At 63.7% G+C, this 23172-nt stretch carries 22 protein-coding genes and 1 pseudogene; 15 read left to right on the top strand and 8 right to left on the bottom strand.

Annotation, left to right across the window (positions count from 1 at the left end; translation table 11 throughout):
• The first annotated feature begins 160 nt into the window (after positions 1-160).
• Positions 161-412 (top strand): GlsB/YeaQ/YmgE family stress response membrane protein, encoded by a 252-nt coding sequence (locus PQR08_RS13140; RefSeq protein ID WP_238210517.1) that lies wholly within the window; start codon positions 161-163, stop codon positions 410-412.
• A 59-nt stretch (positions 413-471) separates the two neighbouring features.
• Here the strand turns inward: PQR08_RS13140 and PQR08_RS13135 are convergent, their stop codons facing one another.
• The gene (locus PQR08_RS13135; protein WP_187607567.1) at positions 472-1131 is read right to left on the bottom strand and encodes a DedA family protein; all 660 of its coding nucleotides are present in this window, start codon (positions 1129-1131) and stop codon (positions 472-474) included.
• Between the two features lie 262 nt (positions 1132-1393).
• On the opposite strand from PQR08_RS13135, the pseudogene mutL reads away from it, so the two are divergent.
• Positions 1394-3295, top strand: a pseudogene (gene mutL / locus PQR08_RS13130) (DNA mismatch repair endonuclease MutL); the annotation flags it as partial.
• On the top strand, positions 3292-4239 hold the full coding sequence (gene miaA, locus PQR08_RS13125; RefSeq protein WP_408161373.1) for a tRNA (adenosine(37)-N6)-dimethylallyltransferase MiaA: 948 nt from the start codon (positions 3292-3294) through the stop codon (positions 4237-4239). The pseudogene mutL and the gene miaA, both read left to right, overlap by 4 nt.
• Before the next feature lie 60 nt (positions 4240-4299).
• On the opposite strand, the gene purM is transcribed toward miaA, so the two are convergent.
• Positions 4300-5355, bottom strand: a complete 1056-nt coding sequence (gene purM, locus PQR08_RS13120) for a phosphoribosylformylglycinamidine cyclo-ligase (RefSeq protein ID WP_408161372.1) — start codon at positions 5353-5355, stop codon at positions 4300-4302.
• 249 nt (positions 5356-5604) lie between these two features.
• Between purM and hda the strand changes: the two genes are divergently transcribed.
• From hda to PQR08_RS13085, 7 genes are all read left to right on the top strand, one after another.
• Complete coding sequence (hda, locus tag PQR08_RS13115; protein ID WP_408161371.1) at positions 5605-6399, top strand: DnaA regulatory inactivator Hda; 795 nt, start codon at positions 5605-5607, stop codon at positions 6397-6399.
• Between the two features lie 11 nt (positions 6400-6410).
• Positions 6411-7097, top strand: a complete 687-nt coding sequence (locus PQR08_RS13110; RefSeq protein ID WP_238284947.1) for a histidinol-phosphatase — start codon at positions 6411-6413, stop codon at positions 7095-7097.
• Positions 7090-8670: a polynucleotide adenylyltransferase PcnB gene (pcnB, locus tag PQR08_RS13105; RefSeq protein WP_408161370.1), complete on the top strand. Its 1581-nt coding sequence runs from the start codon at positions 7090-7092 to the stop codon at positions 8668-8670. Before PQR08_RS13110 ends, pcnB begins: the two co-directional genes overlap by 8 nt.
• A gap of 78 nt (positions 8671-8748) precedes the next feature.
• On the top strand, positions 8749-9306 hold the full coding sequence (gene folK / locus PQR08_RS13100; protein ID WP_187607561.1) for a 2-amino-4-hydroxy-6-hydroxymethyldihydropteridine diphosphokinase: 558 nt from the start codon (positions 8749-8751) through the stop codon (positions 9304-9306).
• Positions 9303-9983: a deoxynucleoside kinase gene (locus tag PQR08_RS13095; RefSeq protein WP_035497792.1), complete on the top strand. Its 681-nt coding sequence runs from the start codon at positions 9303-9305 to the stop codon at positions 9981-9983. Before folK ends, PQR08_RS13095 begins: the two co-directional genes overlap by 4 nt.
• 47 nt (positions 9984-10030) lie before the next feature.
• The gene (gene panB / locus PQR08_RS13090; protein WP_035497791.1) at positions 10031-10846 is read left to right on the top strand and encodes a 3-methyl-2-oxobutanoate hydroxymethyltransferase; all 816 of its coding nucleotides are present in this window, start codon (positions 10031-10033) and stop codon (positions 10844-10846) included.
• 98 nt (positions 10847-10944) lie between these two features.
• Positions 10945-11244 carry a hypothetical protein gene (locus PQR08_RS13085; RefSeq protein ID WP_408161369.1) on the top strand — a complete coding sequence of 100 codons (300 nt, stop codon included), beginning with the start codon at positions 10945-10947 and terminating at the stop codon, positions 11242-11244.
• A 12-nt stretch (positions 11245-11256) separates the two neighbouring features.
• On the opposite strand, the gene PQR08_RS13080 is transcribed toward PQR08_RS13085, so the two are convergent.
• A complete protein-coding gene (locus tag PQR08_RS13080; protein WP_408161368.1) occupies positions 11257-12186 on the bottom strand; it encodes a CopD family protein in 930 nt (309 codons plus the stop codon).
• A 463-nt stretch (positions 12187-12649) separates the two neighbouring features.
• Here PQR08_RS13080 and PQR08_RS13075 point away from each other — a divergent pair, with 463 nt between their 5' ends.
• The 4 genes from PQR08_RS13075 (at position 12650) to PQR08_RS13060 (ending at position 17211) form a co-directional block, all read left to right on the top strand.
• On the top strand, positions 12650-13396 hold the full coding sequence (locus tag PQR08_RS13075) for a c-type cytochrome (protein WP_035497789.1): 747 nt from the start codon (positions 12650-12652) through the stop codon (positions 13394-13396).
• A 21-nt stretch (positions 13397-13417) separates the two neighbouring features.
• Positions 13418-14716, top strand: coding sequence for a c-type cytochrome (locus PQR08_RS13070; protein ID WP_035497788.1), 1299 nt, complete (start codon positions 13418-13420; stop codon positions 14714-14716).
• A 100-nt stretch (positions 14717-14816) separates the two neighbouring features.
• Positions 14817-15437 carry a PAQR family membrane homeostasis protein TrhA gene (gene trhA / locus PQR08_RS13065; RefSeq protein ID WP_187607559.1) on the top strand — a complete coding sequence of 207 codons (621 nt, stop codon included), beginning with the start codon at positions 14817-14819 and terminating at the stop codon, positions 15435-15437.
• A 238-nt stretch (positions 15438-15675) separates the two neighbouring features.
• Positions 15676-17211 (top strand): DEAD/DEAH box helicase, encoded by a 1536-nt coding sequence (locus PQR08_RS13060; protein ID WP_408161367.1) that lies wholly within the window; start codon positions 15676-15678, stop codon positions 17209-17211.
• Between the two features lie 9 nt (positions 17212-17220).
• Here the strand turns inward: PQR08_RS13060 and PQR08_RS13055 are convergent, their stop codons facing one another.
• The 4 genes from PQR08_RS13055 to ggt form a co-directional block, all read right to left on the bottom strand.
• A complete protein-coding gene (locus tag PQR08_RS13055; RefSeq protein WP_187607557.1) occupies positions 17221-17733 on the bottom strand; it encodes a PNPOx family protein in 513 nt (170 codons plus the stop codon).
• A gap of 39 nt (positions 17734-17772) precedes the next feature.
• Positions 17773-18597, bottom strand: a complete 825-nt coding sequence (locus PQR08_RS13050) for a ferritin-like domain-containing protein (RefSeq protein ID WP_187607556.1) — start codon at positions 18595-18597, stop codon at positions 17773-17775.
• A gap of 280 nt (positions 18598-18877) precedes the next feature.
• The gene (locus PQR08_RS13045; RefSeq protein ID WP_408161366.1) at positions 18878-20230 is read right to left on the bottom strand and encodes an MFS transporter; all 1353 of its coding nucleotides are present in this window, start codon (positions 20228-20230) and stop codon (positions 18878-18880) included.
• 130 nt (positions 20231-20360) lie between these two features.
• Positions 20361-21998: a gamma-glutamyltransferase gene (ggt, locus tag PQR08_RS13040; RefSeq protein ID WP_408161365.1), complete on the bottom strand. Its 1638-nt coding sequence runs from the start codon at positions 21996-21998 to the stop codon at positions 20361-20363.
• Positions 21999-22462: 464 nt separating this feature from the next.
• Here ggt and PQR08_RS13035 point away from each other — a divergent pair, with 464 nt between their 5' ends.
• The gene (locus PQR08_RS13035) at positions 22463-22660 is read left to right on the top strand and encodes a hypothetical protein (RefSeq protein WP_035497782.1); all 198 of its coding nucleotides are present in this window, start codon (positions 22463-22465) and stop codon (positions 22658-22660) included.
• A 76-nt stretch (positions 22661-22736) separates the two neighbouring features.
• On the opposite strand, the gene PQR08_RS13030 is transcribed toward PQR08_RS13035, so the two are convergent.
• Positions 22737-23117 (bottom strand): hypothetical protein, encoded by a 381-nt coding sequence (locus PQR08_RS13030; protein WP_408161364.1) that lies wholly within the window; start codon positions 23115-23117, stop codon positions 22737-22739.
• Between the last annotated feature and the right edge of the window lie 55 nt (positions 23118-23172).

Raw genomic sequence — 23172 nt, 5'->3', positions numbered from 1 at the left:
GCCGGTCGTCCGGTTCATCGACGCTCACCCAGATTGACAATCCTTGACATTTGACGGGCCACTGTCACGGACATTTCCGCTACATTGCCCGCGCCCGGATGCGGGTTTCGACTGCATCCCGCAATCATCAATTCGACAGGAGTCTCAACTCATGCAAATCATGCAACACGGAATCATCCTTAGTCTGATCATCGGCGGCGTCGCTGGCTGGCTCGCCGGTCTCATCATGAACGGCACGGGCTTCGGCGTGATCGTGGATATTCTCGTCGGCATCGTCGGCGGCGTGATCGGCGGATGGATCTTCGACAAGCTCGGCCTCTCGTTCGGCGGCGGCATCCTCGGTACGCTGATCACGGCCGTGGTCGGCGCGGTGGTGCTGCTTTTCATCATCCGCCTGTTCCGCCGCGCCTGACGCCACTGCGCAGCGCCCGCGAGACCGGCATTCGGCGGTCTCGCGGAACTCCCTCAAGCTCAAGCCTTGGAATTGCGGCGGCTCATCTTCCAGAGCGCGCCGATCGCAACCGGCACGACGGCTGCACCAATCCCCACCAGCACGATCACGTTCAGATACTGCTTGATGAACGGAATGTTGCCGAAGAAATAGCCGAGCAGCACCAGCAGCAGCACCCAGATGAGCGCGCCCAGAATATTGAAAAACTGAAAGCGCGCGTGACTCATCGACGAAACGCCCGCGACGAATGGCGCAAAAGTCCGCACGACCGGCACGAAACGCGCAATCACGATCGTCTTGCCGCCGTGCTTCTCATAGAAGTTATGCGTTTTCTGCAGCGCGGCCCGGTCGAGGAAGCGCTCCAGCACGGGAATGTTCGTGTCGAAGACTTTCGGCCCGATGGCGCGGCCGATCCAGTAATTCACCGTGTTGCCCGTCACCGCCGCGATGAGCAGCAGCACGATCAGCGCGACCAGATCCATCTCGTGCGACGCTGCGAACGCTCCGCCGATAAACAGCAGCGAATCGCCCGGCAGGAACGGAAACACGACGAGCCCGGTTTCGCAGAACACGATCAGAAACAGCACCGCATAGACCCAGGCGCCGTAATTCTGGATGAAGACACCAAGCGACTTGTCGATGTGAAGGATGAGTCCCAGGAATTGCAGCAACGTATCCAAAAATCTTTCCTCAAAAAGTTGAGCCGGCGCCGAAAAAGCGGCGCATCGGCATCGAAAGCGGGAGTCGCGTCATGATACCGAACCGGTACGTCGGGCCGGTTAAAAAACCGTAGCGCGGCGTGATCGTGCGGTGCGTTGGCGGGCATGGACGGCCAGTCCGGGACGAAATGGACGAAACGGACGAAACGATGCGAATCGTTATAATTTCGCCATGTCCGAGCTCAACGAAACTTCCGCTGGCGATTTGACCGCCGACGGCGCGCGCCGTTCGCGTGCCATCGCCCCGCTGCCCGACCAGCTCATCAGCCAGATCGCCGCGGGCGAGGTGGTGGAACGGCCGGCGTCGGTCGTCAAGGAATTGCTGGAAAACGCGCTCGACGCGGGCGCGACAACATTGCGCATCACGCTCGACGAAGGCGGCGTGAAACGCATCATGATCGCCGACGACGGCAGCGGCATTCCGCCGAACGAGCTTCCGCTCGCGCTGATGCGCCACGCGACGAGCAAGATCCGCTCGCTCGCCGAACTGGAAGCCGTCGCGACGCTGGGATTTCGCGGGGAAGCGATCGCATCGATCGCATCGGTTGCCGAACTGTTCATCACAAGCCGCACCGATAGCTGCCCGCACGCCACGCGCATCGACGCGCAGACGGGCGCGATCTCGCCTGCGGCCGGCACCGTCGGCACGACGATGGAAGTGCGCGAGCTGTACTTCAACACGCCCGCGCGCCGCAAGTTCCTGAAGAGCGAGCAGACCGAGCTCGGGCATTGTCTCGACGTGATCCGCCGCACGGCGCTCGCGCGGCCCGACGTCGCGATTTCGGTGATGCATAACGGCAAGGCCGTCGAGCACTGGAACGCGAGCGATCCGCACACGCGCGTCGCGAAGATTCTCGGCGAGGTGTTCGAAACCGCGCATCTGCCGCTCGACGAGCGCGCCGGGCCGCTCGCCGTCTACGGCTGCGCGGGCCTGCCGACCGCGAGCCGCGGCCGCGCCGACCAGCAGTATTTCTTCGTGAACGGCCGCTTCGTGCGCGACAAGCTGCTCACGCACGCGGTGCGCGCCGCGTATGAGGACGTGTTGCACGGCAATCGCTATCCGGCGTACGTGCTGTTCCTCGATCTGCCGCCCGAATCCGTCGATGTGAACGTGCATCCGTCGAAGATCGAAGTGCGCTTTCGCGATTCGCGCTCGATTCACCAGTACGTCTTTCACGCCGTGCAACGCGCACTTGCGCGGCACGCGGGCGCTTCGCCGGAGACCACTTCCGGCGGCCACGCGGCGCAGTTGCAGCCGACCGGCCCAGCGTCGTTCAGCGCGAAGCCATTCGCGGGCGCGCCGGACACGCTCAATCTGAAAAGCGAGAACGGCACGAACTGGATGCGCCAGTCGCGCATGACGCAAGGCACGTTGCCGGTCGCGCAGCCGCTCGCGCTGTATGACGCGCTCTTTGGGCGCAAGGACATCGGCGCGGGCACGCCGAACGCGACGACTGCCATCGACACGCCTTATCCGAGCGTGGACGAGCGGCCATCGGCGCCGGTCATCGCAAACGACAGCGCGCTCGATCACGCCGGCGAACAGCCGCTCGGTTTCGCCGTCGGCCAGATTCACGGCATCTACGTGCTGGCGCAAAACGCGCGCGGTCTCGTGATCGTCGATATGCACGCGGCGCACGAGCGCATTCTCTATGAGCAGTTCAAGCACGCGCTCGCCGATCGCGCGATCGCCGTGCAGCCGCTCCTGATTCCCGTGTCGATGACGGCCGAACCGGTCGAGATCGGCATCGTCGAGGAAGAGCGCGACACGCTCGATGCGCTCGGCTTCGATCTCGCGGTGCTGTCGCCGACATCGATCGCGATCCGCGCGGTGCCCGCGTTGCTGAAGGACGCCGATCTGCAATCGCTCGCGCGCGCCGTGCTCGCCGACCTGCAGGCCTATGGCGGATCGCGTGTGCTCACCGAGCGTCAACACGAATTGCTGGGCACGCTCGCGTGCCACAACGCGGTGCGCGCGAATCGCCGGCTCACGCTCGACGAGATGAACGCGCTCCTGCGCCAGATGGAAGCGACCGAGCGCGCCGATCAGTGCAATCACGGCCGGCCGACGTGGTTTCAGCTCACGCTCGCCGATCTCGACCGCCTTTTCATGCGCGGACAATGAGCGATACCGCTTTGCGTGTGGCCTGTCTGCTCGGGCCGACTGCATCGGGAAAAACGGCGGCGGCGCTCGCTTTCGCGGCGCGGCATCCGGTCGAGATCGTCAGTGTGGATTCGGCGCTCGTCTATCGCGAGATGGATATCGGCACGGCCAAGCCTGACGCGGTGGAGCGCGCGGCGGCGCCGCATCATCTGATCGACATCATCGATCCCGCCGAGACTTATTCCGCCGCGCAGTTTCGCGCGGATGCGTTGCGGCTCGTCGGCGAGATCGTCGCGCGGGGGAATGTGCCGTTGCTGGTCGGCGGCACGATGCTGTACTACAAGGCGCTGACACAAGGCCTCAACGATCTTCCCACCGCCGATGCCGACGTGCGCGCCACGCTCGACGCCGATGCCGCACGCGACGGCTGGCCCGCGCTGCATGCGCGGCTCGCCACGGTCGATCCGCAAACGGCCGCGCGGCTCGCGCCGAACGACTCGCAGCGCATCCAGCGCGCGCTCGAAATCTTCATGCTCACTGGACAGCCGATGTCCACGCTCCTCGCCGCACCACGCACCCAGCATGTCGATGCGCCGTATCGCTTCGTGCCGATCGCGCTGGAGCCGTCCGATCGCGCGGTGCTGCATGCGCGTATCGCCGCGCGCTTCGATGCGATGCTCGCGCGAGGTTTCATCGACGAAGTGAGGCGGCTGCGCGCGCGCGGCGATCTCGATCTGTCGATGCCATCGATGCGCTGCGTGGGTTATCGGCAAGCGTGGGAGTACCTCGACGGCGCGACCGGCTACGACGAGATGCGCGACAAGGGCATCTTCGCGACGCGGCAGTTGTGCAAGCGTCAGTTGACGTGGTTGAGGGCGATGCCGGAACGCGTCGTCGTGGATTGCTGCGTCGAAGATGCGACGCAGCGGGCGATGGAGGCAATGGAGCGGATATCGCGAACGTAGGCTCAAAAACAAAAAACCCTCGCACATGGCGAGGGTTTTTGTCAGCCCAACCCGGCGATATCACACCACCACCGTCTGCGCCTCCCCTTCCTTGCTCTCGCGCACGACGCCGATCTGCCACACCTGCTCACCCGCGGCGGAAAGCAAACCGGTCGCCGCCTGCGCATCTTCCGCCGCGACGATCACAGCCATCCCGATACCGCAATTGAACACGCGATGCATCTCTGCATCCGCGACGCCGCCGTGCTTCTGCAGCCATGCGAACAGCGGCGGCAACGGCCACGCACGATGATCCAGCTCCGCCGTGAGCCCTTCACGCAGCACGCGCGGAATGTTCTCGACCAGACCGCCGCCCGTGATATGAGCCATGCCCTTCACGGTCACGCTTTGCATCGCCGAAAGCAGCGACTTCACGTAGATGCGCGTGGGCGCCATCAGCGCGTCGGCGAGCGAGCGGCCGTCGAAGTCGGCGTTCAGATCGGGGTTCGCGCGCTCGATGATCTTGCGCACCAGCGAATAACCGTTCGAATGAATCCCGCTCGAAGCCAGCCCGAGCACGACGTCGCCGGGCTTGATCGTGCTGCCGTCGATGATCTTGCTCTTTTCCACCGCGCCGACGGCGAAGCCCGCGAGATCGTATTCGCCATCGGGATACATGCCCGGCATTTCCGCCGTCTCGCCGCCTATCAGCGCGCAGCCCGCCAGTGCGCAACCGGTTGCGATGCCCTTCACAACGTCGGCCGCCGTGTCGACATCGAGCTTGCCGCACGCGAAGTAGTCGAGGAAGAAGAGCGGCTCGGCGCCCTGCACGAGGATGTCGTTCACGCTCATCGCGACGAGATCCTGGCCGACGGTGTCATGCCGGTTCAGCGTGAACGCGAGGCGCAGCTTCGTGCCGACGCCGTCCGTGCCCGACACGAGCACCGGCTCCTTGTACTTCTTCGGCACTTCGAAGAGCGCGCCGAATCCGCCGATGCCGCCCAGCACGCCGTCACGCAATGTTTTCTTGGCAAACGGCTTGATCCGGTCGACGAGCGCGTCGCCCGCGTCGATGTCCACGCCCGCGTCGCGATACGACAAACCCTGGGCGTCCGCAGCGGATTTCGGTTGATTCATGGGGAGGAAGCGAGAAGGTCGGTAAAATGCGATTTTACCCGATGATGACCCGACGACGGTCGGCAGACTGGATTTTCCCGCGTTCGCCAGAAATCGCGAAGGCGCTCTTTTCGAGATCGAACGCGGTCTCGAAGGCGCCCGAACCATTGGCGCACAGGGCGCTCCGCTGCGGCTTTGCGCGTATACCCGCAGCTCATCCGGCCGTTTTCAAGATATGCCCGACTCAAGGCCCGACGACACCGATCTCCCGTGCAACGCCAACTGACGCTCGATCTGGGCACGCCGCCGCCCGCTACCTTCGACAACTTTTTCGCCGCCGGCAATCACGAACTGATCGCGCGGCTGCGTGAGCTCGAAGGCGCACTCGCGGCCGGGCCGGTCGCCGACCGCACGTTCTACGTGTGGGGCGAGCCGGGCAGCGGCCGCAGCCACCTGCTGCAGGCGCTCACCTACGAGGCGAACGGACTCGCGCTCTATCTGGGCCCGCAAAGCGCGCTCAACGCATTCGGTTTCGATCCGCAGGTCACGCTCTACGCCGTCGACGATTGCGACCGCCTGTCGGCCGCGCAGCAGATCGCGCTCTTCAATCTCTTCAACGAAGTGCGCGCGCATCCGACGAGCGCGCTCGTCGCGACCGGCAACGACGCACCGCTCGCGCTCACCGTGCGCGAAGACCTGCGCACGCGGCTCGGCTGGGGTCTCGTGTTCCATCTGCAGCCGCTTTCCGACGAAGCAAAGGTCTCCGTGCTAAAGCACGCGGCGCGCGAACGCGGCATCGTGCTTGCCGAGGACGTGCCCGGCTATCTGCTCACGCACTTCCGGCGCGACATGCCGAGCCTCATGGCCCTGCTCGACGAACTCGACCGCTTCTCGCTGGAACAAAAGCGCGCGGTGACGCGCCCGCTCCTGCGCACGATGCTCCAGCAAACCGGCCGCGCCGCACCGCTCGTTCCGGTGTCGACGCAAGAACGCGCACCCGGCGATCCGGCCGCCCCCGATTCCGGCCCGGCCGCGCCGGACAACGCCCCGACCCGCTTCAAGTAAAATGCGCACCCATGAACCTCGCCCTCTTTGATCTCGACCACACGCTCATCCCTACCGACAGCGACCACGAATGGGGCCGCTTCATGGTGAAACTGGGCATCGTCGAAGCGGAATCCTTCGCGCGTCAGAACGATGCCTTCTACGCCGATTACAAGGCGGGCGTGCTCGACATCAACGCCTATCTGCACGCGATGCTCGCACCGCTCTCCAAGTACTCGCGCGAGCAACTCACCGACTGGCACGCGCAGTTCATGCGCGAGGTGATCAATCCGCGCATCGTGCCGGCCGCCGTCACGCTGGTGCGCGAGCATCAGGACAACGGCGATCTCTGCTGCCTCGTCACGGCCACCAACGCGTTCATCACCGCGCCGATCGCGGAAGCCTTCGGCATCGAAACGTTGATCGCATGCGAAGTGGAAACCGTGGACGACCATCCGCACGGCGCGCTCACCGGCCGGCCCACCGGCACGCCGAGTTATCGCGAAGGCAAGATCGTGCGGGTCGAGCAATGGCTCGAATCCATCGGCAAGAAGCTTTCCGATTTCAAGCACAGCTATTTCTACAGCGATTCGCACAACGACATCCCGCTGCTGGAACGCGTCACCGATCCTGTCGCGACCAATCCCGACGACACCCTGCGCGCGCATGCGCAAGCCAAAGGCTGGCGCATCCTGAACCTGTTCGACACACGTGATTAAAAAACTTATCCGCAAGCTGTTCGGGCAAGATAGCGCCGACTCCAACGAAAGCGCAGCGAACGACATCCCGGCTGATTCGCCCGACGCCAAGCCCGCTCGCAAGAGCGCGCGCAAGAAGGCCGCCGCGCCCGTGAAGCGCGACCCGAACGTGCCGGTCATCCTGTCGTCGGACATTCACGGCATCGATCCGTCGCTGATCTCGAAGAACGCGGTCCGCGTGACCGATGGCCTGCAGCACGCGGGACATCGCGCGTTCATCGTCGGCGGCGCGGTGCGCGATCTGCTGCTCGGCGTCGCGCCCAAGGACTTCGACGTCGCCACCGATGCCACGCCCGATCAGGTGCAGAAGCTCTTTCGCCGCGCGCGCATCATCGGGCGGCGTTTTCAGATCGTGCATGTGCAGTTCGGCCAGGAGATCATCGAGACATCGACGTTTCGCGCGCTGATGGACGTTCCGCCCGAACCGGCTTCCGAACCGCCGCGGCGGCTCAGGCGCGGCGAGCTCGATGGCCGCACGCATGCCGTCGATGCGAGCGGCCGCGTGTTGCGCGACAACGTCTGGGGCGAGCAGCACGAAGACGCCACGCGCCGCGACTTCACCATCAACGCGATGTACTACGATCCGGCCACGCAAACCGTGCTGGACTATCACGACGGCATGGCCGACATCCGCGCGCGCCTGTTGCGCATGATCGGCGATCCGGCCACGCGTTATCGCGAAGATCCGGTGCGCATGCTGCGCGTCGTGCGTTTCGCGGCGAAGCTCGGCTTCGAGATCGACGAAGCCACGCGCGCGCCGATCAAGGATCTCGCCGATCTGATGAACAACGTGCCGGCCGCGCGTCTCTTCGACGAGATGCTGAAGCTGCTGCTCTCCGGTCATGCGCTCGCGTGTCTCACGCGTCTGCGTCAGGAAGGCCTGCATCATGGCGTGCTGCCGCTGCTCGATGTCGTGCTCGAACAGCCGCACGGCGAGAAGTTCGTGACGCTGGCGCTCACGAGCACCGACGAGCGCGTGCGCGCGGGCAAGCCCGTTTCGCCGGGCTTTCTCTTCGCCACGCTCCTGTGGCACGACGTGCAGACGCGCTGGCAGCAATACACCGCGAACGGCGAATATCCGGTGCCCGCATTGCATCGCGCGATGGACGATGTCCTCGACATGCAGACCGAGAAACTCGCGATTCACAAGCGCTACTCGTCGGACATGCGCGAGATCTGGAGTCTTCAGCATCGGCTGGAAAAGCGCGGCCGCAGCGCGCTCAAGCTGCTGGAACACCAAAGATTCAGAGCGGGGTATGATTTCCTGCTACTGCGATGCGAATCGGGCGAGCTCGATGCGGCCATCGGCCAGTGGTGGAGCGACTTCATCGACGCCGATCATGCTGAGCGCGAAACGCTGCTGTCGCAAGGCGGCAAGGAGCGCAGCAGCGGCCCGAAGAAGCGGCGGCGTCGCAGCAACGCGAAACGTCGCCCGGGCGAGCCGGGTGCGCCCGATGATCAGGCCGCACAAGGAAACGATGGCGACGCGATCCCGAGTGCGGCCAACAAGCACGAAGGCGCCGACAACGAGTAACGCCGGTTTTGGTTACAGTAGCGAAGAGCGATCCTGCTTTCCCGCTTTTCGCTGTGACCCACGCGTAGGACTTCTGCCATGACGATTGCTTATCTGGGCCTGGGGGCGAATCTCGGCGATGCGCGCCAGACCCTGAAAGACGCAGTCGTGTGTCTCGCCCAGCAGCACACGATCACCGTGCTCGCGAAATCGAGCGTCTATCGCACCGCGCCGGTCGATGCATCGGGCGACGACTACTTCAATTGCGTCGTCAAGCTCGAGACGAGCCTCGCCGCGCGATCGCTTCTGCGTCTGTGTCATCACATCGAGGAGCAGTTCGGGCGCGAGCGTCCGTATCGCAATGCGCCGCGCACGCTCGATTTGGACATCCTGCTGTACGGCGCATCGAGCATCGACGAAGCGGATCTCGTCGTGCCGCATCCGCGCATGACGGAGCGCGCTTTCGTGCTCGTGCCGCTCGTCGAACTGGAGCCGGATCTCATTCTTCCCCAGCGCGGCCGCGCCGATGCGTTCATCGCGGGCGTCACCGATCAGCGCATCGAAAAAGTCGCGACGTGCCAGTGCATCGTCGGTGCGAATCCGCGTGACACCGATGCAGCCGCCACCCCTTCCAACGACAAGACAGACTGCCGATGAGCGTTCCGCCACTCACCGTGACCGCGCCGCAACTGCGGCCGCCGCATCGTTATATCGCGATCGAAGGGCCGATCGGCGTCGGCAAGACGACGCTCGCTACGCTGCTCGCCGAACGCTGGTCGATGCGCACGCTCTTCGAGCGCCCGCAGGACAATCCGTTTCTCGAACGCTTCTATCGCGACACCACGCGTCACGCGCTCGCCACGCAGTTGAGCTTCGCGTTGCAGCGCGCATCGCAGACACAGGAAGCCGCCGATATCGTGACGAGCGGCGCCGCGCTGATGACCGACTTTCTCACGCAGAAGAGCGAGCTCTTCGCGCGTCTCACGTTGCCCGACGACGAGTTTCAGCTATACAGGGATGTCGCCTCGCGCATACATTCGAGCGGGCCCGCGCCCGATCTCGTCGTCTATCTGCAGGCGAGCCCGGAAGTGCTCTTCTCGCGCATCCAGAAGCGCGCGCTGCCGATGGAGCTGCAAATCTCCGATTCGTATCTGCGCGCGCTCTGCGATGCGTATAACGACTTCTTCTATCACTATGACGCGACGCCGTTGCTCACGGTGAACGCGGAGCATCTGAACCCGCTTGCATCGGATGACGATCTCGCGCTTCTCGTCGAGCGCATCGAATCGATGCGCGGACGCAAGGAATTCTTTGTCAAAGGCGTATCGGTCTGAGCGCGTCGCGCAGCCACCCTCTTTAGCGACTCTATAGTGAAACGATCATGACGTATCTGCAGGAAACGAATCGCTCGACGATCACCGTACCCAAGCTCCAAACCATGCGCGAGACAGGCGAACGCATCGCGATGCTCACGTGCTACGACGCGAGCTTCGGCGCGCTGCTCGAACGCGCGGGCGTCGACGTCATGTTGATCGGCGATTCGCTCGGCAATGTGCTGCAAGGGCACAGCACGACGCTGCCCGTCACGCTCGCCGACATCGCGTATCACACGGCATCGGTCGCGCGCGGCAACCGGAGCGCGCTCATCGTCGCGGACATGCCGTTCGGCACGATCGGCTCGAAGGAAGATGCCTACGCGAACGCCGTGCAACTGATGCGCGCGGGCGCGCAGATGGTGAAGATCGAAGGCGGCGAGTGGCTCGCGGACACCGTGCGCTTTCTGGTCGAACGGTCGATTCCAGTGTGCGGGCACGTCGGGCTCACGCCGCAATCGGTGCACGCGTTCGGCGGCTTCAAGGTGCAGGGCAAATCCGAAGCGGCCGCCGAGCAGATGAAGCGCGACGCCATCGCGCTGCAGGACGCGGGCGCGCAACTGATCGTGATCGAAGCGGTGCCTACGCTGCTCGCGCGTGACGTCACAGAGGCGCTCGCGATTCCGACCATCGGCATCGGCGCGGGCATCGACTGCTCGGGACAAGTGCTCGTGCTGCACGACATGCTCGGCATCTTCCACGGCAAGCGGCCGCGCTTCGTCAAGGATTTCATGCAAGGCCAGTCGAGCATTTTCGCGGCGGTCGAAGCTTATGTGCGCGCCGTGAAGGACGGCACCTTCCCGGGCCCCGAGCATACGTTCTGAGCGATGCCGCGCGCCCACGATCTGCGTTTTTTCGTACATACTGCCAAGCTTCCTGCGCGTACCCTTGCCAATAGTCACTAAAAAGAGCGAGAACGATCATGTGGCACGTCCTTCCCGATGAATACGTCAGAGCCCAACTGGCCGTGGGCTCACTCGTCGCGCTGGGCGTGGCGCGTGTGGTGGCGGCGGGAATCGGGGCGCAGCATAACTGGCGCATCGCGGCGGTGACGCGCTGGTTCATCGGCGCGGCGGTCGTGTTCTGCCTGCCGCAGTTGCTCGAAGTGATCTTCGTCGGGGACTCGCATACGGCGTTGGTCGAGCTGCAAGGCAAGATCATCGGCTGCGCGGTGGCGCTCTTTTGCGCGCCGATCGTCTCTCACAAACTCGGCTACGAATAAGCGCACGCGACGTCAGCCCGCGAGCGCCGATCCCGGCACGCTGTGCGACAGCACGGCCGCTGCCACGAACACCCCGGCCATCATCACGGCTTCGATGCGCATCACGTTGATGACCGTGTGGGCGTCCATCGTCGATGCCGAGCGTTGCAGACGCGGCAGCGCCGACCATCGATTCAGCGCGCCGAACGCGAGCGCCGCCGCGACCAGCGCGAGTTTGACAATCAACACGTGACCCCAGACGCTTGCGGTGAGCGCCGCGAGCGAACCGCCGACGCCGCGCCACCCGTTGAACACGCCCGTCAGGATGACCAGCGCGACCGCGATCGACGCCGCTTTCGACATGCGCGCGACCGTGCGGATCAGGACCGCGCGCGCCACCGACGTATCGAGCGCCGGCAACACGAACGCTCCAGCGATGACGATGCCGCCCCACGCCGCCGTCGCGAGCAGATGCAGCGTTTGCACGCCTTCCGCGAGGGAGAACGCGCCTGCATCGGCGGCGTGGCCGATCGCCGACTTGCCCGCCGCGACGATCAGCGCTGCAAGCACTGCCGTTCCGATCCGCGCCATCGATAGCGAAGCGCCGCTCGCCGCGAGCAATAAAAGCACGCCGCCCACGAGCGCGACAGACCAGCCGATGCCCGCATGCGTCCCCGTCGCGACGAGCCACAACGACGCGCCCGCTTGCGGGATCGGCGCGCCGCTCATCGCCGCCGATTGCAGCCATAGCGAGACGAAGCTGCACAAAATCAGCACGATCGCGGCGATCGGACCGCCGCGCGCGGCACGCCGCCAGCCATGCCGCGCAGGCGACACGGCTGCGAACGCCTGTTCGCGCGACAGCCAGCCGTTCAGCAGCAATGCGCCGAGCGCGCAGGCAAAGGCGAGATCGGCGAGCGCCGCGAAGGCCGTCTGCGCAAGCCAGAGAGGATCGTCGTTCATCATGCGGAAGCGGTCGCGGTGCGAGCGGGCATCGCCGAAAGGAAGCTCATCGAAGGAAGTCTGCGGAGTCTAAACGAACGTCCACGGTGCAGCACAGCATCGAACGTCGTCGAAACGCCTTGAATTTTTGCCGGGGGCTTCCGAAACTGCATGAAGCACATCGATCAGGCGGCTCCCGCGTCGAGTCGAATATTTGTCGAAACGCAATGGACGATTCGTGCCTATTAAGTTCGTCGCGGGCGGTCAAGAGTCGCGCGGCATATTGTCGCGAATGCGCTGCAGCGGGACTTAGAGCGAGATTGTGTCAAATAGTCATCATCATGCATCGATGATAGAATTCCGCGTCGCATCAGAGGCTCGTCGAGCCGCTGTGGCCGTGGTCCGCCACCCACCGCCCCCTGCGTGGCCGTGGTTCGCCACCTTCGCACCGAGCCGCACGAAGCTCGGCAGGTCCCCGAATTTCATGGAGTGTCGCGTGTTTTCAAGACGCATTTTTCGTCCGCTGCTCGCTATGGCTTTTGCCTCGGCTCTGGTAGGCAGCGCTGGCGTTTTCAGCTCCGCCGCGCAGGCGCAGAACCAGCCGATCGCACCGGACACGATGGCCGCGCGCGTGCAAGGCTGTACGGCGTGCCACGGCGTTCATGGTGAAGGCACGGACAACGACTACTTCCCGCGTCTTGCCGGCAAGCCTGCCGACTATCTGTACAACCAGCTCCAGAATTTCCGCGAAGGCCGGCGCAAGTACCCGCCGATGAACTACCTCGTCACGTATCTCTCGGACGATTACCTTCATCAGATCGCGACGTACTTCTCGAATCAGCGTCCGCCGTATCCGCCGCCCGCCAAAACGAACGTCTCCTCGACGACGCTCGCGCGCGGCCAGCAGATCGTGCTGAACGGCGATGCATCGAAAAACATTCCCGCGTGCGCGGCTTGCCACGGCAAGGGCCTGACCGGCATGCAGCCGGCCATTCCGGGTCTCGTCGGCCTGCATTCGGACTACATCAGCGCGCAAGTCGGCGCATGGAAGTCGGGCACGCGTCACGCGAAGGCGCCCGATTGCATGCAGCAAATCGCCTCGCGCCTGACGGATGACGACGTGACCGCCGTCGCCGCATGGCTGTCCACGCAAACCGCACCCGCCAACCCGGTGCCCGCGCCTGCTGGCTCGTTGAAGATGCCGCTCAAGTGCGGCAGCGAACTGCAATAAGGCGTCTGGAGCGACAACATAATGAAACGCAAGTCCCTGTTCGCACTTTCCTCGGCTGTCGTGGTGGCAGCCGTCGCAGCCGCCGCCGTTCTCTGGTCGGGCGGCGACAATCTGCATTCGGGCGGCGCCATCGCGGCGACGCCGGCCGACAAGGCCGCGCTCATCAAGCAAGGTGAATACCTCGCGCGCGCCGGCGACTGTATCGCGTGCCACACGGTGCGCGGCGGCAAGCAATTCGCGGGCGGCCTGCCGATGGCCACGCCGTTCGGCACGATGTTCACGCCGAACATCACGCCTGACGACCAGTACGGCATCGGCAAGTGGACCTCCGACGACTTCTATCGCGCGATGCACACGGGCCGTTCGAAGGACGGCAGCCTGCTCTACCCCGGCTTCCCGTTCACGAGCTACACGAAGGTCACGCGCGCCGATTCCGACGCGATCTATGCGTACCTGCGTTCCGTGACGCCCGTGTCCGAGCCGAGCCGTCCGCATGAACTGCGCTTCCCGTTCAATAACCGCAACCTGCTGATCGGCTGGCGCACCCTCTTCTTCAGCGAAGGCGAGTACAAGCCGGATCCGACCAAATCGGTCGAATGGAACCGCGGCGCGTATCTGGTCGAAGGCCTCGGCCATTGCGCGATGTGCCACACGTCGATCAACGCGATGGGCGGCCCGGTCAGCTCGGCGGCCTTCGCCGGCGGCCTGATCCCGCTGCAGAACTGGTACGCGCCGTCGCTCACGTCGAACAAGGAAGCGGGCCTCGGCGACTGGGACCTGAAGGACATCAACGATCTGCTGAAGACCGGTGTGTCGCAACGCGGCGCGGTGTTCGGTCCGATGGCCGAAGTGGTTCACAACAGCCTGCAGTACATGACCGACGCGGACGTCAACGCGATCTCGACCTATCTCAAGTCGATCCCGCAGAAGAAGGAAGCGCCGGAAGTCATGCAGCTCGAGACGTCCGAGAAGTTCGGCGGCGAGCTGCTGACGCTGGGCAAGAAGGTCTACACCGAGAACTGCGCGAAGTGCCATCAGGAAACCGGTCTTGGCAAGCCGCCGGCGTATCCGCCGCTCGCCAACAACCAGTCGATCCAGATGCCGTCGGCAGTCAACCCGATCCGCATGACGCTGAACGGCGGTTATCCGCCGAGCACGGAAGGCAATCCGATGCCGCACGGCATGCCGCCTTTCGCGCAGTCGCTGTCGGATACGGAAGTGGCCGCGGTCGTGACGTACATCCGTATGTCGTGGGGCAACCACGGCACGCCGGTGTCGCCGCAGCAGGTGAGCAACCTGCGTTCGGCACCGCTCGACTGAGGTCCGCGGCGGCCATTCGCCAATAGAGCGTACAATACGCATTTGGGGCGCAGCCTTCGTAGTTGGGGCCGCGCCCCTTGTCTTTTGGCGGATCCAATTCATGCACGCAGGCGAGCGTTTCAACAGCATCAGCCATCTGATCGGCGCGCTGCTGTCGGTGGCGGGTCTGGCGACGCTCGTGACAATGGGCGCACTGGACGGCGACGCCTACAAGGTCGTCAGTTTCGCGGTGTATGGCGCGATGCTCTGCGCGCTCTACATCATCTCGACGCTGTATCACTGCGTGCGCACGCCGCGCATGAAAGCGATACTGCAAAAGTGCGATCACTCGGCCATCTACTTGTTGATAGCCGGCAGCTACACGCCGTATACACTAGTGACCTTGCGTGGTCCCTGGGGCTGGTCCCTCTTCGGCGTGAGCTGGGGACTTGCGGTGCTCGGCATCACGCAGGAACTGACGCTCGGGCGCCGAACCCGCAGCGTATCGATGGTGCTGTACGTGCTGATGGGATGGCTCGCGCTCGTAGCCATTCATCCGCTCGTGACGGCGCTGCCGCCCGCGGGAACCGCGTGGCTGGTGGCGGGCGGGGTCGTGTACACCGCGGGCATCTGGTTTTTCATCAACGACGAGCGCATTCGGCACGGACACGGAATCTGGCATCTGTTCGTGCTCGCAGGCAGCCTGTGTCAGTTTGTGAGCGTCGCGCGCTACGTCGCGTGAGCATCGGCTGAAACGGGCGCCGCCGCGTCGAAGTGTCCATCGATGCAACTTAGCGCCAGATGACGTGTCTTGATAGCACGTCGAACCTCGCGGCAACGTCCGGCGATCGCTGATCGCCCATGGCCCGCCGCCCGATTTTTCTTCGAGCGATGCACATGCGCTCTGCCGGCCGAACCATGATTCGCCGCAGCCTGATTCGCATGCGCGTCGCTCGACACAACGAATAAGTATCCAATTTATGTCTTTTGATTCACTCGGTCTGTCGGAACCTCTGCTTCGCGCCGTCAACGAACTCGGCTATTCCAGTCCCACTCCCATCCAGCTCCAGGCGATTCCCGCCGTTCTGAAAGGCGGCGACTTGCTCGCGGGCGCGCAGACCGGCACGGGCAAGACCGCCGGCTTCACGCTGCCGATCCTGCAACGCCTGTCGCAACTCGCGCCCGCCTCGGGCGGCGCGAAACGCCCGGTGCGCGCGCTGATCCTTACGCCGACGCGCGAACTCGCCGCGCAGGTCGAGGAAAGCGTCCGCGCGTACGGCAAGTACCTGAAGCTCAAGTCGACTGTGATGTTCGGCGGCGTCGGCATCAATCCGCAGATCGACGCGCTGCGCCGTGGCGTCGATATCGTCGTCGCGACGCCGGGGCGTCTGCTCGATCACATGCAGCAAAAGACGATCGACGTTTCGCAACTCGAAATCCTCGTGCTCGACGAAGCCGATCGCATGCTCGACATGGGCTTCATCCACGACATCAAGCGCGTGCTCGCGCGTCTGCCGGCGAAGCGTCAGAATCTCCTGTTCTCGGCCACGTTCTCCGACGAGATCAAGGCGCTCGCGGACAGCCTGCTCGATTCGCCCGCGCTCATCGAAGTCGCGCGGCGCAATACGACGGCCGAGAAGGTCGAGCAGAAGATTTATCCGGTCGATCGTGATCGCAAGCGCGAACTGCTCACGCATCTGATTCGCGGCAACAACTGGTTTCAGGTGCTCGTCTTCACGCGCACGAAGCACGGCGCGAACCGCCTCGCCGAGCAATTGACGCGCGACGGCATCAGCGCGCTCGCGATTCACGGCAACAAGAGCCAGTCGGCACGCACGCGCGCGCTCGCCGAATTCAAGGATCAGACGCTGCAGGTGCTGGTCGCGACCGATATCGCGGCGCGCGGCATCGACATCGATCAACTGCCGCATGTCGTCAACTTCGATCTGCCGAACGTGCCGGAAGACTACGTGCATCGCATCGGCCGCACGGGTCGCGCAGGCGCGGAAGGCGAAGCGGTATCGCTGGTGTGCGTGGACGAGCATCAGTTGCTGAAGGACATCGAGCGCCTCATCAAGCGGCCGATTCCGAGCGAGGTGATCCCCGGCTTCGAACCCGATCCGAACGCGAAGCCGGAGCCGATCCAGCGCCGTAGTCAGGGCCGCGGCCAGGGACAAGGTCAGGGTCAGGGGCGTCAGAATCCGCGTAACGGCGAGGCACGTCCGAACGGTGAAGCGCGACGCAATGGCGAGCCGCGCCGCGAAGGCGGCCGTCCGACCGGAGAGGCCCGTGGCGCGCGGCCGGCGAAGGCAAACAATGGCAGCGCTCAGCCTTCACGCGAAGCGCGCAATCAAGGCAAGCAAAGCAAGCCGGGCGCAAACGCGGGGCCGGCTCCGCGACGTCAGGAGCCGGTGCAGACCGGTCACGCCGCGAATTCGCGCAAACCGTCGGGGAATCCCGGCGCGCTGCTCAGCGGCCGACGCGATGCGTTGCGTTCGGGCGATCGCAGCCGTTAAAGCGGTGTTTCAGGCGGCGGCGCTCGCCGCCCGCTTCAGCCATTCGAGTTGCTCGCGCCAGCGCGCGAGCGCCGATTGCGCATCAGTCAGTTCGAAGACGATTCCGTTCGTGAGTCGCGCATATCCCACCCGCTGAACCTCACCACTCTCGATCGTGCCGACGAAGCACGCCAGCGGCACGTCGTCGAGCGGAACTCGGCGTGTATCCAGATGCACCTGATAAAACGCCTCGTCGAATACGAAGGCGAGCGTGGCGCGTCCGGTCGCGGTAATGGCCTGCGCCGTCCGCGACGACGGCCATAGCGCGAAGGCAAGCGTGCGCGCATCGGGCGCAAGCAGTTCGCCGGCGCCGAGCAGCGCGGTTCGCACGCGATGGGCGCGATCGGCGGTGCATAGCGACGCGGTGAAACCGGTATCGACGCCGGTGAGCGTACCGTCGAAGAGCGCACGCAACTCGGGCGGCCACTCGTCGAAAACGGTATGTGAAGAGAGCGACGGCTGCGGTGCGTTGGAATCGGACATGGAAAGATGCCGGCTTTGAACCGGCATCGTCGAGCAAGGTTAGCGGAAGAACAACTGCGTCATCTTCGAGAGCGGATAGTGCACGCCGGGCTGAATGCGCGCGGGCAAATCGAGCGGCTTGAGCAGCATCTTGATGGCCTGATCCGCGGACAGATTGCGCCGCACGAGCGCATTCACGCGTGCGGAAAGTTCGCGGTTGTACTCGGCATCCTGCGCACGCTCAGGATAACGAACGGCGAACACGTGCCGCAGCGCGATTTCCGAATCCTCGCTCTTCAACTCCATCACGCGCCGCACGAGCGCGCCGAGCACGGCCAAGCGACCATTGCCTTCGATCTTGTTCCACTTCTTGAAGAAGTGAAAAAAGTGCTTGTAGTGCCGCACTTCGTCGGTACGGATGTTGTCGGTGATTTCCTTCAGCACCGGCTCGTCCGAACAATCGTTGATTGCGCGATAAAGCGTGGCGGTTCCCGTCTCGACGACGCAACGCGCCACCATTTCGAGCGCTCGCTTCTTCTCGAACTCCTCGTAGGAACAGGTGAGCGAGTATTCGTCGAAGAAATTCCTGAACGCGGTGTCCCAGTCGAACTCCGGCCACACGTGGTGGATGTATGTCTTGAGCGCCCTTCCGTGTTGCATCTCTTCGGGCTCCCATTCATCGTTCAGCCACGCCGAGATCTCGGGATCGTCGTGAAAATACTTGCTGAGATTGCTCGTATAAAGATCGGTGCCGCTCTCGATGAACGAGCAGGCGCACAACAACAAGAGAAGATGCTCGTTGGATGCAGCCTTCTGACGATCGATCCGCGAGAGATCGATATCTTCGATGCGCCAAGGCATCACGTGTGTACTGTCTGTATGCATATATCGCGCTCCCAGGCTGGACTGAACGCGCCATCGGCCGACAAGAGCCGGCCGAGGTTCAGGCGACGCCGTGAACGATTCAGTCCTGGCGTCCTCAACTTCAAGTGTCAGCGGCTAGTTTTTCCATCTTAGCCGCCCTGCAATGAGTTTGCAGACTTGGGGACAGACTCACGCGCGGCGCGCCGGTTCCTCGCATGCCGAATTCTTACAACGTCTGACGAGTAAGTGTGGACGCGCTATAGCATGAAACGTGCCGACTAGGCCACGGCATTTGCTTCGATTACGCCTGAGATCGACGCGCCACGCGCATGCGCCAGGCGACGATCGCCAGCGACACGCCCGACAATACAGCGGCCAGCAACACGTAGTAGCTCGGCGCGAGCTTGTCGCCGGTGACGTGGATGAATGCTTCGACGATCGTCGGCGCGAATCCTCCGAATAGCGTGACACCGAGCGCATAGCCGATCGACAGGCCGGTCGAGCGCACCCGCGTCGGGAAGATCTCGGACATGAGCGCGGGCATTGGACCGGAATACGCTGCCTTCAGAATGCCCGCTACCGATTGCAGCATGACGAGCGATGCAATCGTCGGATGCGCCTGCAGCCACGCAAACATCGGATAAATCGTTACGCCCATGAAGATCGACGTGGCGAGCATGATGCGGATGCGCCCGAGCCGATCGGAGAGCGCGCCCATCAACGGCGAAAAAATGAACTGAAGTCCGCCATTGAGCACCACGACGGCGAACGATGCCGTCGCCGGAAGATGCAACTGCTTGACCGCGTACATCGGCATATAGAGCTGCAACACATACACGCCGACTGTCGATTGCGCCACGATGCCCACGGCGAGCAGCAGGTTCAGCCATTGGTTCGAGAACGAGACGCCCCGGGCGTTGTCCTTCCTTTCGGAACGCGTCGCGAGAAACTCCGGCGTTTCGTCCAGGTGCGAGCGGATGTAGTAGCCGACCGGCCCGACGAGCAGTCCGAAGACGAAAGGAATGCGCCAGCCCCAGCTTTCGAGTTGCGGCTGCGGCAGCCAGGCGCTCAGAACCGAACCGAACGCCGCAGCCATGATCGCGGCGAGCCCCTGGCTCGCGAACTGCCAGCTCGCGTAATAGCCGCGCCGCGCTTCGCTATGCTCGACCATGAACGCGGTCGCGCTGCCGAACTCGCCGCCGACCGCGAAGCCTTGCACAAGTCGCGCGAGCAGGATCAGCAGCGGCGCCGCGATACCGATGTGTTGATACGAAGGCATCACGGCCATCGTAAATGTGCCGACCATCATCAGCAGAATGGCGAGCGTGAGCGCGGCCTTGCGCCCCTTCCGATCGCCGTAGACGCCGAGCACGATCGCGCCCAGCGGCCGCATCAGGAACGAGATGCCGAACGTGCCGATAGCCAGCATGGTCGACAGCCATTCATCGTTCGACGGAAAGAACGCCTTCGCGATGACTGTCGCGAAATAGCCGTAGACGAGAAAGTCGAACCACTCGAGTGCGTTGCCGATTGACGACGAGAACACGATGCGACGGATCATCGCCTTCGATGGCGCCGCTTTCGGTGCGGATGTTTCGCCATTCGCCGGCGCGGCGCCCTGAGTATCGCGCGCCCCATACGTTTGTTCGTTCATGATTTCTCCTCCCCCTGCATCCGCATCGTGGATACGGGCGTGCGTATCCCTGTCGCCTGCAAAGTCGCAGCGATCGATGCGGTTTTTTTATGAACGGAGACCGCTCAATGTGCGGTCTCCGATGATGGCTTTAGAAGCCCGCCGCGAGTCCGTCGCGCCGGCTGTCGCTTGCCGCGACATATCCGCGCTCGGGATCGTTACGATCGAGCTTCCAGATGTATTGGCCCGAGCCGAAGTCCATGTACGGATCGTCGACGGACTTGATCGTGTGGCCGAGGCCTTCGAGCGCACGCGCGGTTTCGAGATCGAGCGTGGCTTCGATGTCGATCGTGAAATCGCGATTCACCTTCCAGCGCGGCGCGTCGCACGCGGCCTGCGGCTGCTGGCCGTAGTCGAGCATGCGCACGACCGATTGCAGGTGTCCTTGCGGCTGCATGTCGCCGCCCATCACGCCGAAGCTCATGACGGCTTCGCGCTGACCATCGACTTCCTGCGTGAGGAACGCCGGGATGATCGTGTGGAACGGGCGCTTTCCGCCTTCCACGACGTTCGCGGACTTTGGATCCATCGAGAAACCGCAGCCGCGGTTCTGCAGTGCGATACCCGTATCGGGCACGACCACGCCCGAACCGAAGCCCATGTAGTTCGACTGGATGAAGCTCACCATCATGCCGCGCTCGTCGGCGACCGACATGTAGATGGTGCCCCCCGCCTTCGGCATGCCGAAGTCGAACTGCGTCGCCTTCGACGGGTCGATGAGCTTCGCGCGCTCCGTCAGATACGCGTCGTCGAGCATCTGCTCGGGCGTCACTTCCATGGAACGCGGATCGGCGACATAGCGATAGACATCGGCGAAGGCGAGCTTCATCGCCTCAATCTGCAAATGCTGCGACTCGATGCGATCGACGGCAAGCGCGCTCACATCGAACTTGTCGAGAATACCGAGCGCGATGAGCGCCGCGATGCCTTGCCCATTCGGCGGAATCTCATGCACGGTGTAGCCGCGATAATCCTTGCTGATCGGCTCGACCCAGTCCGCGCGATAGTTGCGCAGGTCGTCCATCGTCAGCGCGGCGCCGCCCTCTCGTGCGAATGCGGCGATGCGCTCGGCGCTCTCGCCTTCGTAGAACGCGCGCGGACCATGCTGTGCGAGCAGGCGCAGCGTTTTCGCGTGGCCGGGGAAGCGCACGAGTTCGCTCACCTCGGGCGCGCGGCCGCGCGGCATGAACACATCCGCGAAGCCCGGCTGATCCTTGAGCTCGGGCACCGCCGCCGCCCACTTGTACGCGACGATGCTCGCCACCGCATGACCGCGCTCGGCGATCTCGATGGCCGGCTCCATCAGGTCCGCGAAGGGCAGCGAGCCGAACTTCGAATGCAGCGCCTCCCATCCGGCGATGACGCCCGGCACCGTCACCGCATCCCAGCCGCGCTTGGGTTGCCGGGCGAGTCCGTTCTCCTCGCCGTACTTGCGGCGGAAGTAGTCGACGTTCCAGGCCGCCGGCGACACGCCCGATGCGTTCAGACCGTGCAGCTTCTGGCCATCCCAGACGAGCGCGAATGCGTCGCCGCCCAGCCCGCATGACACGGGTTCGACCACGGTGATCGCCGCCGCAGCAGCGATGGCCGCGTCGGCGGCATTGCCGCCCTTCCACAACATGCGCAGGCCGGCCTGCGCGGCCAGCGGATGCGAAGTCGAGACGATATTGCGGGCGAACACCGGCAGGCGCGGCGTGGGATAGGGGTTTTGCCAGTTGAAGCGAGTCATTGAATGAAGTCCAAAATTCCTGCGGGCAGAACATGGCGGGCGATTATGTGAGCCAGCCGGGCAAAAGAGGAATATTGCATTGTCCGCTTAATCCGAAACAAATTCATTTATCGTATAAATTAATGAAATTGGCGCATGAATTCCTTCTGGGCCTTCGCACCCGCCGGTGCGCTTCCAGAGCACCTTGCTTGTGTGCGCCGCCGCACGAACTTCAAGTTGATTCTCCGAATTTGCGTAAACGATGGACCGCTTCCGCAGCCGGAAAAAGTCAAAGCGAAAATTTTCAACGCGAATTTGGCACTTGTCAGACACTTGCCTACAATCCCAATTCCCGGCATCCGCAGTACAAAAATTCAATGCGTGTGCCCGGCGTTTTTTCAGTTTTCCCGTACAACGTTTCGAAGCAAAAAGATCCGGCTTACAAAGCCGGCTGCTTATGCCGTTCGGTCGTCATGGAGAACACAATGCTGAGTCCGCACGAATTTGCCACGCTGCTATTGGTTCAGGAAGCACCCAATCAGGTCGACATGGAACGCCAGGAGCTCGACGCTCTGCTCGAACGTCAGCTCGTTCAACTCGAAAATCTCGCATCCGGACGCCAGCAATGGCGCCTCACCGCCACCGGCGATTCGACCGTCAAGGCTTTCAAGCGTTACTCGTAGCACGCGTAGCAGGGCTCGGGACGCGGCCATCGGCCGCGTCCGCTTCACCTCCTCTGATATCTCTCAACGGGTCACTTCAGCCGGCACGCAGGGTCGGGTCGACCGCGGCACGCCAGCTCAGCGCCTGTGCTCGCTGATCCAGGAAGAAACTCGCCCACGCGCTTTGCGCCTCCAGACCGGGATTCGCCTGATAGGAGCGATATCGCTCGGCGATCGCCGTCTGAAACGCACAGAAGCGCTCCCTGGATAGCCCGCCGCGTCGCTCGGCCACATAGGCGTCGTAAAAGGTCGAGTAGACCGACTGCGCATCCCCGCCGTAATCGACTGGGGACGTCCCGCACATGCCCTGCAGCGCACTGAACGAGGGCGCGCCCATCGTTCCATCCAGACTGGGTGTTCCCACGCAGCCCGCCAGCAACGCCGCACTCAGCGCGCCTGAAACCCACAGCATTCGCATGGCACTCACCTTCGATCGCATTTCGTGCCGCCAGTATCGGACGAACGGAACCGTC

The sequence above is a fragment of the Caballeronia jiangsuensis genome, assembly GCF_046030135.1.
In the GTDB taxonomy this organism is placed as follows: Bacteria; Pseudomonadota; Gammaproteobacteria; order Burkholderiales; family Burkholderiaceae; genus Caballeronia; species Caballeronia jiangsuensis.
This window is presented reverse-complemented; position numbering and strand designations above follow the sequence as displayed.